Consider the following 14177-nt stretch of genomic DNA (forward strand, 5'->3'; position numbering starts at 1 on the left):
GGAAAAAATTGCTAACTACAAAATTTTTTATTGTGCAGAGAATAAAAATCACAAGTTAATCTGAAAACTTCTGCATAAAGTTTGAGAATAAAAACGTAAATAAAAATAGAATCGCTGAAATGTCTTCATGAAAGCGACCGATTCATGGACAACTGCCAGCCAAGATGTTAAGAGTGAGTGACGATCAACGGGGGTTGTGATGCAAACTTTAAGGCAAGGTTTTGAGGAAAACAATCTCACTATGGCAACAGATGCAGACAAACTGGCCCAGTATTGGCATAAACGCCTAGCTGTAGAAATTCCAGAACAAAGTACATCTGTGAGAGAGAGTATTGTTTTGTGGCTTTTGGGCAAAGACTTAAACAGATTTGAACTATTAGACCCCAAACAACTAGAAATTGCTAAACAAGCAATGGAATATCGCTGGAAAATTTTACATCAACGCTACTTGGGTCTTGGTAGAGAACGAGCTTATCGTAACTTAATTACTCGCTTGGGGAGTTTAGTCAGCTTACGCCATAAAATTCAAACTTGGGTAGCACTCAGCCGCGATCGCCAGCGCAGTGTTATGGATGTTTTACAAGAAGTGATTCAAGAACTGCTGCAAAGCGATAATTATATGCAGCAACAAATGGCCTGCATTGCCGAATTTACCACCGACAGAAGACTGCAAGATACATTACTATTTGCCAGCATTGAAGAGTATGCCTTGCGGCCAGTCCGCAATCAACCGCTACTAGTTTACAGATTTGTCAATTACTTGCGTCGGACTCAGCGCGGTGGCTTAACTCAAGTACCAGGTAGCGATATGGTGCGACTGGTTTCCGAAGAAATTCTCACCGATGACAGTGATAATCGCGTCAACTTAGTAGATAATCAAGCGATCGCCGAATATCAAGAAGCCCAACAACTAGAAGAACAACAAGCACTGCGCCAGTCCGTGCAAACAGAATTTGCCGACTACTTACAAGAAAATCTCGGACAAGACGCAGTAGATTGGTTGCGGCTATATCTCCAAGGCAAATCTCAAGACGAAATTGCCAAACAACTGCAAAAACCCATTCGAGAAATCTATCGTCTGCGGGAGAAAATCAGCTACCATGCAGTCAGAGTTTTTGCCCTCAAAGGTAAACCAGAACTGGTCAATAGCTGGCTATCCATTTCCTTAGAAGAACATAATTTAGGACTGACACCTAACCAATGGCAGCAACTTTATCAGAAATTAACGCCATTGGGTCAGAAAGTGCTAGATTTACGCAAAGCAGGTCATTCCCTAGAAGCGATCGCCCAACAGTTAAGTCTGAAAACTCATCAAGCAATGGGAGAATGGACAAAAATTTATCTCACCGCCCAATCCTTGAGAACCGAAGAATCAGAAGCATAAGTAGCCACCGCAATTCCTAGCCATGAATTCATTAAGGACTTTGCGGAAAGCCTTTCCCTGCTCCCTAAAAGCAACCAAGACTAACTAGTACAGAAAAATTTATACCTATCGAACCTGGCATTATCTTACTGAGATTAATTTAATTTTTACCAAGAACACAAAGTATCTTTATTTACTGCCAACTAGCTTAGAGCAAAATAAAATATAAGGAAACTGTAAATAATTAAACCTATGTTGTCTTCAGAGGACAAATCAAATGATACCGAAGCCAGTGAGCAGCAGGTACTATCGAATATACCGATCAACTTAGAGCAAGAAAGCGATCGCCAACAAATATTTCAGCTAATTGATCATCTCTTGTCCTTTGAAGCTTGCTTGTACCACCAAATTCTGCCCTTTCGATTAGAAGGTAACAAATTACTCCTGGGGATGGTGCATCCGCAAGACAGTAGCGCCCTTGATTACGTAAATCGCATCCTCGCTTATATCAACTGCACAATGGTGGCTCATGAAATTGCCAGCGACAGCCACCGCCACATCCTCTCAGCCTACCTCAACTATAAAAATACCTTTAGCTCCAATATCCCCACCTTAAATCAAGCTGATTTCAAATCATCTCAACAGCAACCACCAACATCAATGGTGGAAAACATGGAAACTCCTAAAAATATTCCAGAACCCAACCTTTCAGCCTTAGCTCAAAAGCTTAAAGCAGAAATCACCGAAGCATCCCTGGCAACAAATTTAACCATCCTGCCAGTGCCTACCCCAGAACTATCCACTCCGGTGGAAGTGCTGGCACTACTCCCACCCAAAAAACTACTAGAAGAATTACTCGGTCGAGTTTTGGGTGGTGGCATTGGTCGCTTGTATTTAGAAAGACAACCCTATCAAGGTAGGATACTCTGGAGTGATAACGGTGTTGTCCAGTCAGTACTGGATAATTTACCCCTGTCAGTGTTTCAAGGCGTACTGAATGAATTAAAGCGATTTGCCGGTTTACCTATAGCCACAATTACAGAACCAAAACAAATAGAAAAAGAATGTTTATATCAACAAAACCGTTTGTTATTACGCCTGCGAGTCATGCCAGGGATTTACGGTGAAGAAGCCACACTACAAGTACTGCGGGGAGCCGCCTTAAAGTTTTATCAACAACAACAATTAGGTCGTCTCAGCCGTGATGTTTTGGGTATTTCTCAACAACTGAGCTATAAATTACAAGAACTGCATCAACGGCTCATACTTAACTCTAGCCTCACATCAGAGCAAGCAGATGCTTTAGATAATTTAAATCGCATTGTGGAAAATTTAGACCAACAAGTCAAAATACTCACAGCAAATAGCGATTCAATGAGCAAATAATAAATCACAATTGGGTCAGTAAAACCTCTGATTTCGATCCCTGACATAATTGCTATGTTGTAAGGGAACATTAGACCGAAAAACCATAGCTTGTTAGTCTTAATTATTACATTTTAAATATGTATTAATACTATGGTAACAGGTTTAAAACTTATAGCAGTCAACTAAATTTTCCATTATTGAATTCATTTTTTACAGATATTTCATGCAGACTGAGGTTTTTAGTGAACTTTTCCCCTTGCTGAGTACAGCCAACCCACAAACTTTAGAATGGCTGCTCAATGTTGCCGTTGATCACGAATATCCCGTAGGACGAGCCGTATTGATGGAAGATGCCTGGGGTAACGCCGTTTACTTTGTGGTATCCGGCTGGGTAAAAGTCCGCCGTACCTCTGGCGAAGATTCTGTGGCTATAGCGATTTTAGGTCGGGGTGATTTTTTTGGAGAAATGGCGATTTTAGATGAATCTCCACGTTCTACTGATGTAATTGCCCTTTCACCTGTAAAATTACTGAGTATTTCTAGAGAGCGTTTTATTCAAATCTTGTTTAAAGATCCACAATTACACCATCGGATGCTGCAACTGATGGTGCGAAGAATCCGACAATTTAACCAACGTTTACAAATTCGCTCTTCACCACCAGCCGTCAAACTGGCTCACACCTTAGTTAGTTTGGGTGAAAGTTATGGACAAGACTCCGAACGTGGTAAAGAAATTTTTAATATTCCCTTTAAAGATTTGGCGGAAGTGACAGAAATCGGAGTTGAGGAAACCACCAAAATCATGGAAAAACTGCATGAAAAAGGATGGATCACAATCGATAATGCTAATAACATCATTTACTTGGTTAACTTCAAGCAACTGATGAATTTGGCAGGGAAAGTCTAATTCTGGGTTGAATGTGGATTCAAAGAAATTCAACTGCTACGACAACTGATTTACATTAGCTATCCAAGTCCGAGACTGAGGAACTTTGGGACTAACGACTGATGCTCGTGTTAGGAAGTCTTGAAAAAAAGAAACGGTAGCAGCCACAAACGTAAATTTTGGCAATGGTGTGGAGCATAAAGAGTTGAGTGACCAGCTTTGAAATCAGCTCTACTGACTATTTTTGATGAAAAACGCCCAAGCATCAAAAATGCTGGAAACAGATGCTTGGTGGGAAAAATTAATTAATTATGGATAAAAAGACTGGAAGCTTTGATATTAATTATAAAATATTAATTAATTGTAAATTTTTTCCAAATCGTGCTTTCACACTGCTTGATTCCTCGTTCTTTACAAAGTCCCTCCATTGACTATTAATTATTGACTAATAACTATAAACTCATAACTTATCACTCCTGTCTACTACTACAAATGACTGAAGCAACAGCACCTCGTCTCGAAATTGGCGTTAAGGAAACCGTACCGACGATTCATTACCTGGTCGCAATGCCCCAACCAGAAACCCATCTGTTTGAAGTGAGCTTGCAGCTGGTTAATCACTCATCCCCAACCCTGGATTTGAAAATGCCCGTCTGGACACCAGGTTCTTACCTCGTGCGGGAATACGCCAAGAATCTCCAAGATTTTGCCGCTTTTAGTGGAGAGCAACCTTTACCTTGGCGTAAAATCAACAAAAACCACTGGCAGATCAACACAAATGGTATTTCGGAATTAACTGTACGTTACCGTATATTTGCCAATGAGCTATCGGTACGGACAAACCATTTGGATGGTACCCACGGTTATTTTAACGGTGCAGCCCTGTTTTTTAGAGTCCGGGGCTATGAAACGTTGCCAATTCAAGTAACGATTGTACCGCCGCATCCCGAATGGCGAGTGACGACAGCCTTACCTTCAGTTGATGAACAGTCATTCACTTTTTACGCAGCCGATTTTGATACTCTTGTCGATACTCCCTTTGAAATTGGTGATCACAAGTTATACCGCTTTGAGGTTTTGGGAAAACCTCACGAATTGGCGATTTGGGGACAGGGTAATTACCAAGCACAACAAGTAATTGCGGATATTCAAAAAATCATTCATGTAGAAGCACAGATGTTTGGCGGGTTGCCTTACGACAGATATGTGTTTCTGCTGCATTTGTTTGCTCAAGCCTATGGTGGCTTGGAACATAAAAACTGCTGTTCTTTGATTTATCAGCGTTTTGGTTTTAATTCACCAGATAAATACGATCGCTTCATTCAATTGGTGGCGCACGAGTTCTTTCACTTGTGGAATGTAAAACGGATTCGCCCAAAAGCTTTAGAGGTGTTTGATTACGACCGGGAAAGCTACACTTCGTCTCTGTGGTTTTGTGAAGGAACAACCAGTTACTATGATTTGCTGATTCCTCTACGGGCAGGAATTTATGGTGCCAAATCATATTTTCATAATTGGAGTAAGGAAATTTCCCGATTTTTGACTACCCCAGGGCGGAAGGTGCAATCACTGGCTGAGTCCAGTTTTGATGCCTGGATTAAACTTTATCGCCCAGATGCTAATAGCAATAATTCCCAAGTTTCTTACTATTTGAAGGGAGAAATGGTGTCTTTATTGCTAGATTTGCTGATTCGAGAGCGATCGGCAAATCAGCGTTCTTTGGATGATGTGATGCGGTTGATGTGGCGCAAATTTGGCAAATCGGAAATTGGTTATACACCCGAAGAGTTGCAGGAAGTAATTGAATCTGTCGCAGAGATGGATTTGACGGACTTCTTTAATCGCTACATTAATGGCACGGACGAGTTGCCGTTTAATCAGTATCTAGAACCTTTTGGCTTACAGGTGATTGCCGATAAAGAAGAAGAACCTTACCTTGGATTGAGATTAAATACCGAAAATGGCAGAGAAATTGTCAAGTTTGTAGAATTTGGTTCGCCTGCACAATTGGCAGGAATTGATGCGGGTGATGAGTTACTAGCGATCGCTGGTATCCGTGTCACTTCCCATCAACTAAGCGATCGCTTAAAAGATTACCAAGCAAACGACGTAATTCAAGTAACCGTTTTCCATCAAGATGAACTACGTACCTGTTCTGTGACTCTGGCGGCACCACGTCCAAGTAAATATCAAGTAGTTCCGGTTAACAATCCCAATAACACACAAAAAGAAAATTTTGCAGGTTGGTTAGGCATACCACTGGCCAGCCTGCGTTAAAACTGCTACTTTTGAATCTTTTTATTGCTCAGGCAATTCACAGGGGCGCAATAAATATATTGCGCCCCTGTGAGTTTTTGCTAAGATACATCCCTAAAAAAATAAAGTCAGCAATTTTTTGATAAGTTGATACTAAGCATGACAAATTAATTAGGAATAATTATGAATATCAATTTATCAGTTAACCGCCTCCTAAAATGGCTAATTTTAACACTCTTGTTTCCGCTATTATTTCTTAATGGATGGCTATTATTAAAGTTTTTTCAATATTTTCAACCTTTAGTAACTATTCTTGTATTAGCATCTTTGTTTGCTTTTATTTTAAATTACCCTGTTGCGTTACTAGAGAGGAAAGGATTAAACCGCAACTATGGAGTTACGCTAGTTTTTGTCTTAGCTACGTTGATATTAGTAACTTTTGCAACTACGTTATTGCCCATAGTTTCTCAGCAATTTAATGAAATGGTGAAATTACTACCCCAATGGATTGATTCTAGTGAGACAAAATTACAGGTTTTAAATGATTGGGCCTTTAGCCAGAAAAGCCGCATAGATTTTAGTCAGATTTTTACCAAAATTACTGATAAAATTCCCGAAGAAGTGGAATATCTTTCAGATAAGCTGTTAAGCATTATCATCGACACAATTGATAGCATTTCTGGTGCATTAATTACCGTAGTTTTAAGTTTTTACTTGTTGTTAGATGGGGCAAGATTGTGGCAAGGTATATTTAAGAAGTTACCTTGGGATTCTGCCCAAAAAATTGGTAAATCAATCCAACAAAACTTTCAAAATTACTTGATTGGTCAAGGCACATTAGCTTTATTGATGGGACTTGCTCAAACATTCATGTTTTTGCTGTTTCAAGTCCAGTTTGGATTACTTTTTGGCTTAGGAGTAGGAATTTTAAGCTTAATTCCCTTTGGTGATGTGTTTAGTTTGATTATAATTACTTTAATTATCGCTACCCATGATTTTTGGTTAGCAGTCAAAGTGTTAGCCGTAGCTTTGATCATAGATCAACTCATTGACCAAGTGATTGCTCCACGTTTATTAGGAAGTTTCACAGGGATAAGACCTATTTGGGTGTTAATTTCTTTATTAGTAGGAACTTACATTGGTGGCGTTTTAGGATTAATTATTGCCGTACCAGTGGCTGGTTTTATTAAAGATGTTGGAGATGGCTTTGCTGTATCGAATCATTCTGATAAGGCGGTTGTCGGTGAAGATGCAGAAATGTTACCTCAATAACCTACATCTGCTTGAAACAAACCCCTCATATTGTGTCTGGTAAAAGAATAAAGACCGCAGGAAGCAGGGGTAGGAAAAGTTTTGTCTCAGCGTTTTTCATCCCAATACGGTACATTCATCTAGTCTCTAACCCCTAGCCTATAGCCTCTATCTCCTATCAACTTGTACTGCACTCAACCGAAAAACGCTGTATATTGATTGGTTATTAAATACCTTTAAATCCCATTTCGCTTTCTACTTGTTGCACCTCGGTAGAGTTGACCTGATTAGCGGTAGTAGCTCTGCGAGTTTGACGCATCACCCCCAGTTGGCTAATAAATATGCCAACGACAATCAAACTACCACCTATATATTGAGGTAAAGTTGGGACTTCATCTAAGATAAAATAAGCCGCCAAAATGCCTGCAATGGGAGCAAATGAGCCAACTAAAGAAGCTACGGATACAGTAGAAGCTCTCAAACCTTTAAACCACAGGGACTGGCCTAAAACTACAATCACCACACTATAAAGCAACATCCACCGCCACAAAAAAGGCGAAAATACTTCGACAAAATGATGTTGACCGTATAACTTTAAAGCCAGAAAGAAAAATACGACAGTACCTAAAGCAGTGCGATAAATTGTAAAAATTCCTAAAGGAATGTGGGAGACAGATTTTTTCCCTATCACGGTAGCGATGGCGGCTGCGACTGCTGCGACTGCTGCTAGAATTTCGCCTGTACCCAAGTGAAACCCAGGCATATTAGTTATATGAGTTCCCGTTGGCTGGAGTATAACAGTTAGTGTCACGCCAATAAAAGCCGCGATCGCACCCACAATTTCCCACAGATTTACCCGTTCTTTTAATAACCAAATTGATAAAGCTAAAGCCAGTGGTGGTTCTAGTCTGCCAACTAAAATCACATTATTGACATTGGTGAGCGCCAATGCCTGAAAAATTAACCCAGGGGCTAAAGCTCCTGATAGGATAGAAACCACCGACAACACTAACCAATTCTTCACAGATATTTGCTTCAATGCTGTTTTGTTCCACTGCTGCCTATAGATAAGCATCAGAACCAATAAGGCGCAGATATTACCGACAAACAAAACATTACATAAAGAAATCGGGTTTCTGCCATTTATTAAGTTTTGCGAACCAATTTCTGTTAATTTGCGCGTAATTGCGCCAGATGCGCCGAAAATGACGATTGCGAGCCAGAGATAGGCTTGACTGGGAATTCTATCAATGAAACGATGCCATCTTCTCAGGCTAGTCACAACAATACCACTTATAGTTGCAATACAAATATTAGGAATCCGATTTGATTTCTGAATCTAGTTGTGTGGTGCGCGTTCGCAAAGCGTCTCGCAGAGAAGCGCAGCGCAAGCGCGATAGGCAGGGAGTAGGGAATGGGGAGTAGGGAGTAGGAAAGAAGCCTGACCTGAGTTTACTGATTTTTTTCATAAATCAAATATGAGTCCTATAACATCCAGAATACTAAAAGATATTAGCTTATATTTAGCTGATAACAGGCTGGAACACTGTTAAAAATTACCTAAGATTTTTGGACATCACACTTACCTGAGAAAATGCTGAGTTTAAACTGAATCTTCTCAAGGAATAAACTCAGACAATTTATGGCTAAGTTTCAGATGAGGTTCAGTAGTGTCTGAGATGCTCTGGATAGCTGCTATAAATCTCAAACACAAGGAATATTAACCAATGAAATTCGCCCCTTCTTTACTAACAGGTGTTGCCGTAGCTGGGTTGTTGACAGTTGCTAATGTTACATTACCAAGCGTAAACCCTTCACAAACTCAAGCAATTGCTGCTGAAGGCAAAGATGCTTTAGGTTTGACTCCTCAACAAGAAATCGATTTGATCACCAAGCATAAAGGTACACCTGGTAGTGGTGATCAACTGCGTCGTTTTTTCTTTGGCGACCTTGAACCAATTGGAATTCAACCTGGTGGTGCAGGTCAAGTTGTTAACCTTTACAACAAAGCTAACAACGTTACATTTTCTTACTGTTCTACCTTTGATGTTGTGGTCGCAGTGAAAAAAGGTAAAGTTCCGAAATTTCCTGCTAATGAAGTTAAGTAATTTTGTGTAGTAATTAAGTCAGATAAATAAACTTTAGGGTAGTCAACAAGATATTTGTTACTACCCTAATTTTTTGAGGGATTTTATTTAAGAACGGAGAGGGGGGGATTTGAACCCCCGAAGAACTTACATCCTTAACGCATTTCGAGTGCGCCGCATTCAACCACTCTGCCACCTCTCCAGGTACTGATAGAAATGCGAAGACGTTCCTCAGCTATGATAACATTCCAAATCCAGAGAGCGATCGCTTGTTTGGGAAATCCGCATTAGACTTATATGATCATGATGAAAATTTTCATGAAACTTCAACCTTCTGCCAAGCGTCAGTTTTCCAGCCATGACTTATCCCAAGCTATTCCAGATTGTAGAGGTTATCGCTGGAGAAAGTACTTGAGATAATTAGTATAAAATCAGAAATTCTGAACCCCCAATTTCTATGAAGCCCTGCAATCAATCGCTAACATCACCCTTACGTCGCTTTGGTCTAGCCTTGGTACTCCCAGCCGCACTTTTAGGCGCATTTACCTTTCCTAGCCAAACACAAACAGCAACCGCGCAGTCTGCTGGTGGTAATCGCCCTTTAACTATTCGCTCAGATATCCAAGAATATGACGCTAAAAGCCAAATTATCACCGCCCGTGGTAATGTGCAGATGTTGTATCCAGCGCGGAAAATCCAAGCAACGGCGGCTCAAGCACAATACTTTAGCAAAGAACGCCGCATAGATTTTAGTGGCAACGTCTATATTTTGCAGCAAGGTGGCAATAGTATTCGGGCAGAGAAGGTGACATATTTAATTGATGAAGGCAGGTTTGTCGCTTTACCCCAAAGTAATCGTCAAGTCGAATCGATTTATATGGTGGAAGACTCGGAAATAGGTGGACAAAATACTACACCAGCCCCCAAAACCCCAAATCTCAAGCCAGCCAATTAACATTTAAGTAGAATTGCAGAAAATAACCTCCTGGTTTATCCTCACAATAATTTAAAATCTAAAATTGGCATGGTTAACCTAAGTTGAAAAAGCGATGAGTGCTGAGGAAAAAACTAGTTTCTAGCCTCTAGCCCCTTTTTCAGCAGTCCTAGTGTATGCAGTTCACGATTACTACTTAGTATCAATTAACGCAGATAGTGAAAATTGTTTTAGAGAATATTCACAAATCTTACGGCAAGCGAGCCATTGTCAATCGTGTCAATCTTTCCGTGATTCAAGGTGAGGTCGTTGGTTTACTAGGCCCCAATGGCGCTGGCAAAACGACGACCTTTTATATTGCCACAGGTTTAGAAAGACCCAATCAAGGGCGCGTTTGGCTAGATACTCAAGATATTACTGGTGTCTCTATGCACAAAAGGGCGCGTTTGGGTATTGGTTATTTAGCCCAAGAAGCCAGTATATTTCGCCAACTTAGTGTGCAGGATAATATACTCTTGGTGTTAGAGCAAACCAATGTTCCCAAACGGGAGTGGTCGAAGCGATTGTATACTTTGCTGAAGGAGTTTCGGTTAGAGAAAGTAGCTAACAGCAAAGGGATTCAACTCTCTGGTGGTGAACGACGGCGGACAGAATTAGCCAGGGCGTTGGCGGCGGGAAGAGAAGGGCCAAAGTTTTTATTGTTAGATGAACCGTTTGCTGGGGTTGATCCGATCGCAGTAGCAGAAATTCAAGAAATTGTAGCAGGACTGCGCGATCGCGGTATGGGAATCTTAATCACAGATCACAATGTGCGTGAAACTCTGGCTATTACTGACCGCGCCTATATTATGCGCGAAGGACAAATTCTCGCTTCTGGTACGGCTGAAGAACTGTACAGCAATCCTCTTGTGAGGCAATACTATTTAGGTGATAATTTTCACGTTTAAAAAACCGAAAAATTTAAATTGATATAAAAATCCTCAATGATTTATCAACATCTCTCTGCCTTGTCTCCCTTGTCTCTTTTATTCATACATCAAATAGGACTGCTATAAGTTACAAACTACGCATTAACCAGGGTTGAACCATTAAATTTTAATTGCTTATGATTTCCACAAAGCAACAGTCTTTTTATAGTATTAATTCACTGCTGCCATTTACGATTATGGATCGTTATTTGCTCAGTGAATTGCTACCACCATTTTTATTTGGAGTTGGGGCATTTTCCTCAATTGGTGTAACAATTGATGCTGTATTTGATCTAATTAGAAAAATTGTTGAATCTGGTCTACCTGTAGGCATAGCTATTCAAGTTTTCTTGTTAAAGATGCCATATTTTATTGTGTTAGCTTTTCCTATGTCCACGCTGTTGGCGACTTTGATGACTTACAGTCGTCTTTCGAGCGATAGTGAACTCATAGCATTACGCGGGTGTGGAGTAAGTGTTTATCGGATGGTGCTACCTGCTATTGTGTTAAGTTTATTAGTTACAGGGATGACATTTGTCTTTAACGAACAAATTACACCAACAGCCAATTACCAAGCCAATCAAACTCTTCAAAGTGCTATTAAATCTGATAAGCCAGTTTTAAAACAACAAAATATTTTTTATCCCGAATACCGCGATATTCAAGAAGCCGATGGTAGTAAAACTAAGCAATTGGCACGGTTATTTTATGCTGACCAGTTTGACGGTAAACGGATGAAAGGTTTAACTATTATTGACCGTTCTACAGCAGGTTTAAATCAGGTGGTTGTGGCAGAATCAGCACAATGGAATGGTTCGCAAAGCGTTTGGGATTTTTATAATGGCACTATTTATTTAGTTGCACCTAATGGTTCTTATCGCAACATTTTACGTTTTGAACAGCAACAACTCAAACTACCCCGCACACCACTGAGTTTGGTAGAAAAAAGCCGTGACTATGGTGAAATGAATATTTCCGAATCTTTAGAACAATTAACAGTGGAAAGATTAGGAGGCGATCGCCAAAAAATTCGCAAGCTGCAAGTGAGAATTCAACAAAAAATTGCTTTACCCTTTGTCTGTCTAGTGTTTGGCTTAGTCGGCGCAGCAATGGGAAGCGTCCCGCAACGTACTGGGAGAGGTACAAGTTTTGGCGTGTGCGTGATTGTGATTTTTACTTACTATTTACTATTTTTTATTAGTGGTGCGATCGGACAGGCTGGTGTGATTTCTCCTTTTTTGGGTGCTTGGTTGCCTAATTTTATTTTCTTAGGCATAGGTTTATTCTTATTAATGCGCGTAGCTAGGCGTTAACTTGAATACACTCCATTGGTATCGCCTAAATTAAAAATTCAAAATATCTAGCGACTCTTCAATTTGTAAATCTAAAACTCGTCCTCGCGCATCTTTAAGCGCATCTAATTTACCTTCTTTGCGATAAAGTTCTACAGCTTTTTGAAAATCTATCATTGCTGCTTGTTTATCGCCGATCGCTGATTGCACATTGCCGCGATTATAATAAGCATCGGCATAATTTGGGTTAATTTGTATAGCCTGAGTATAATCTTCAAAAGCTCCGGCATTGTCGCCTAAATCATAACGAGCATTACCGCGATTATAATAAGCATGGGCATCATGAGAGTTAATCGCAATTACTTGAGTATAATCATCAATTGCACCTTCATAATCACCCATATCTGCACGCGCATTACCACGATTTTTGTAAGCAATAGCATCGTGAGGGTTTAACTTAATAGCTTTAGTAAAGCTTTGCTGATATCCTAAAAAATAACGGGACATGCCACGGTTTTGATAATTTATGGCATAGTTAGGATTAATTTTAAGTGCTTGGCTGTAATCTTCAATCGCACCTTGATTATCTCCTAAATGGGAACGAGCATCGGCACGATTTTTATAAGCTACTGCCAGATGAGGATTGATATTAATTGCCTGGGAGTAATCATGAATTGCTGAAGTATAATCGCTTAACTGGTAACTTGCTAACCCACGTTTAATATATAACTTGGCATCATTGAGATTAAGTTGAATTGCTTGGGAATAATCTGCGATCGCTTCTGTATAATCTCCTAGTTGATAATAGCTTAATCCTCGTTGATAATAAATCTCTCCATCATTTGGGTGTAATTTTAAAGCTTGACTATAGTTAGCGATCGCATTTGCATATTCTCCCTTAGCAAAACAATCATTACCTAGTTTGACATAATCAATTTCTGTCTGCACAATCAAAAATTGATTATCTTGATTAACTGCGGGACGCGCCGCTAACATTGGTGTTTTCTGATTATCTTCTGAGTGATATTCTTGATAATTAATAGTAGATTGATATTGTTCTAAATAACAACGCAAACCACCACCATATAATAATTGTTCTATGCCAAAGGCAATTCTACCTGTTTTGAGTTTAATCATCCGAGTCGGTAGAAATCCGGCTAAAAAAAGATGATACTCAGATTGCGCTTCGTGTACTTCTTCTTGAATTAAAATACAAACTACAACCGCATTTTTTTCTACTTCTTCCGAACTAACAGACCATCTCACCCGATCAAGGCTACCATGCCGAGATTTGACTTCAATCCCCACTGATGGGTTAGTAGTCAGGGTAAAATCTATCTTGCCATCGCCACCAAAGCGTTTCTCATAATCAACTTCGGTAATTAAATCAGCCAAACGTTCCTTAACAACTTCCTCGCCTAATTTACCTTTGAGATAGCTGATAAAAACATCACGCACTGGCGAAACCCGCTTGTATTTTTCAGCCATTTGCCAGCAAAAGTCGCGGAGTATCTTTAATCTCTCCCCAGAAATTATAGTTACTTCGCTGTATTGACCTTCTGTTTCGCAATGTAGCAGAGAACCAGATGTTAGCCTTTGAATAAAATCAGACTGTAGCGATCGCAGCAGCGTAATCCAGTCCATTGATATATTGCAATCCTATTTGATTTCTAAACATCTTGTCGAGACAGGGAGTCGGGAGACTGAGTATATCTGCGAATCTTGGAATTAGATTATTTTATTCAAATATCCCATATACGTAAACATTTCCC

At 39.9% G+C, this 14177-nt stretch carries 11 protein-coding genes and 1 tRNA gene; 9 read left to right on the forward strand and 3 right to left on the reverse strand.

From position 1 onward, the window contains the following. Positions 1–199 precede the first annotated feature (199 nt). The 5 genes from H6G77_RS14410 (at position 200) to H6G77_RS14430 (ending at position 7145) form a co-directional block, all read left to right on the forward strand. Positions 200–1384: a HetZ-related protein 2 gene (locus H6G77_RS14410; RefSeq protein ID WP_190589812.1), complete on the forward strand. Its 1185-nt coding sequence runs from the start codon at positions 200–202 to the stop codon at positions 1382–1384. A 231-nt stretch (positions 1385–1615) separates the two neighbouring features. Continuing rightward, positions 1616–2749 (forward strand): pilus assembly protein PilB, encoded by a 1134-nt coding sequence (locus tag H6G77_RS14415; protein ID WP_190589811.1) that lies wholly within the window; start codon positions 1616–1618, stop codon positions 2747–2749. A 205-nt stretch (positions 2750–2954) separates the two neighbouring features. Then, on the forward strand, positions 2955–3638 hold the full coding sequence (locus H6G77_RS14420; protein ID WP_190589810.1) for a Crp/Fnr family transcriptional regulator: 684 nt from the start codon (positions 2955–2957) through the stop codon (positions 3636–3638). 471 nt (positions 3639–4109) lie between these two features. Further along, complete coding sequence (locus tag H6G77_RS14425) at positions 4110–5894, forward strand: M61 family metallopeptidase (protein WP_190589809.1); 1785 nt, start codon at positions 4110–4112, stop codon at positions 5892–5894. A gap of 168 nt (positions 5895–6062) precedes the next feature. Then, positions 6063–7145, forward strand: a complete 1083-nt coding sequence (locus H6G77_RS14430) for an AI-2E family transporter (protein WP_190871965.1) — start codon at positions 6063–6065, stop codon at positions 7143–7145. Between the two features lie 205 nt (positions 7146–7350). Here the strand turns inward: H6G77_RS14430 and H6G77_RS14435 are convergent, their stop codons facing one another. Continuing rightward, positions 7351–8406 carry a DMT family transporter gene (locus H6G77_RS14435; protein WP_190871902.1) on the reverse strand — a complete coding sequence of 352 codons (1056 nt, stop codon included), beginning with the start codon at positions 8404–8406 and terminating at the stop codon, positions 7351–7353. Between the two features lie 445 nt (positions 8407–8851). Between H6G77_RS14435 and H6G77_RS14440 the strand changes: the two genes are divergently transcribed. Next, entirely contained in the window at positions 8852–9232 is a 381-nt protein-coding gene (locus H6G77_RS14440; protein WP_190589807.1) for a hypothetical protein, read from the forward strand. Positions 9233–9326: 94 nt separating this feature from the next. Here H6G77_RS14440 and H6G77_RS14445 read toward each other — a convergent pair. Continuing rightward, positions 9327–9413, reverse strand: a tRNA-Ser gene (locus H6G77_RS14445). A gap of 255 nt (positions 9414–9668) precedes the next feature. Here H6G77_RS14445 and H6G77_RS14450 point away from each other — a divergent pair. From H6G77_RS14450 to H6G77_RS14460, 3 genes are all read left to right on the forward strand, one after another. After that, positions 9669–10166, forward strand: a complete 498-nt coding sequence (locus H6G77_RS14450) for an LptA/OstA family protein (protein ID WP_190871903.1) — start codon at positions 9669–9671, stop codon at positions 10164–10166. Between the two features lie 197 nt (positions 10167–10363). After that, positions 10364–11092, forward strand: a complete 729-nt coding sequence (gene lptB / locus H6G77_RS14455; protein WP_190871904.1) for an LPS export ABC transporter ATP-binding protein — start codon at positions 10364–10366, stop codon at positions 11090–11092. A gap of 218 nt (positions 11093–11310) precedes the next feature. Next, entirely contained in the window at positions 11311–12426 is a 1116-nt protein-coding gene (locus H6G77_RS14460; protein ID WP_190871966.1) for an LptF/LptG family permease, read from the forward strand. A 30-nt stretch (positions 12427–12456) separates the two neighbouring features. Here H6G77_RS14460 and H6G77_RS14465 read toward each other — a convergent pair whose 3' ends face one another. Then, positions 12457–14049 carry a tetratricopeptide repeat protein gene (locus H6G77_RS14465; RefSeq protein WP_190871905.1) on the reverse strand — a complete coding sequence of 531 codons (1593 nt, stop codon included), beginning with the start codon at positions 14047–14049 and terminating at the stop codon, positions 12457–12459. Positions 14050–14177 lie beyond the last annotated feature (128 nt).

Source organism: Aulosira sp. FACHB-615 (assembly GCF_014698045.1).
In the GTDB taxonomy this organism is placed as follows: domain Bacteria; phylum Cyanobacteriota; class Cyanobacteriia; order Cyanobacteriales; family Nostocaceae; genus Nostoc_B.

What these genes read in the sequence shown, in the direction of transcription:
- H6G77_RS14460 (WP_190871966.1), top strand. Translation starts at nt 11,311, where the DNA reads ATGGATCGTTATTTGCTCAGTGAATTGCTACCACCATTTTTATTTGGA.
- H6G77_RS14425 (WP_190589809.1), top strand. Translation starts at nt 4,110, where the DNA reads ATGACTGAAGCAACAGCACCTCGTCTCGAAATTGGCGTTAAGGAAACC.
- H6G77_RS14450 (WP_190871903.1), top strand. Translation starts at nt 9,669, where the DNA reads ATGAAGCCCTGCAATCAATCGCTAACATCACCCTTACGTCGCTTTGGT.
- H6G77_RS14415 (WP_190589811.1), top strand. Translation starts at nt 1,616, where the DNA reads ATGTTGTCTTCAGAGGACAAATCAAATGATACCGAAGCCAGTGAGCAG.
- H6G77_RS14410 (WP_190589812.1), top strand. Translation starts at nt 200, where the DNA reads ATGCAAACTTTAAGGCAAGGTTTTGAGGAAAACAATCTCACTATGGCA.
- H6G77_RS14440 (WP_190589807.1), top strand. Translation starts at nt 8,852, where the DNA reads ATGAAATTCGCCCCTTCTTTACTAACAGGTGTTGCCGTAGCTGGGTTG.
- H6G77_RS14465 (WP_190871905.1), bottom strand. Translation starts at nt 14,049, where the DNA reads ATGGACTGGATTACGCTGCTGCGATCGCTACAGTCTGATTTTATTCAA.
- H6G77_RS14420 (WP_190589810.1), top strand. Translation starts at nt 2,955, where the DNA reads ATGCAGACTGAGGTTTTTAGTGAACTTTTCCCCTTGCTGAGTACAGCC.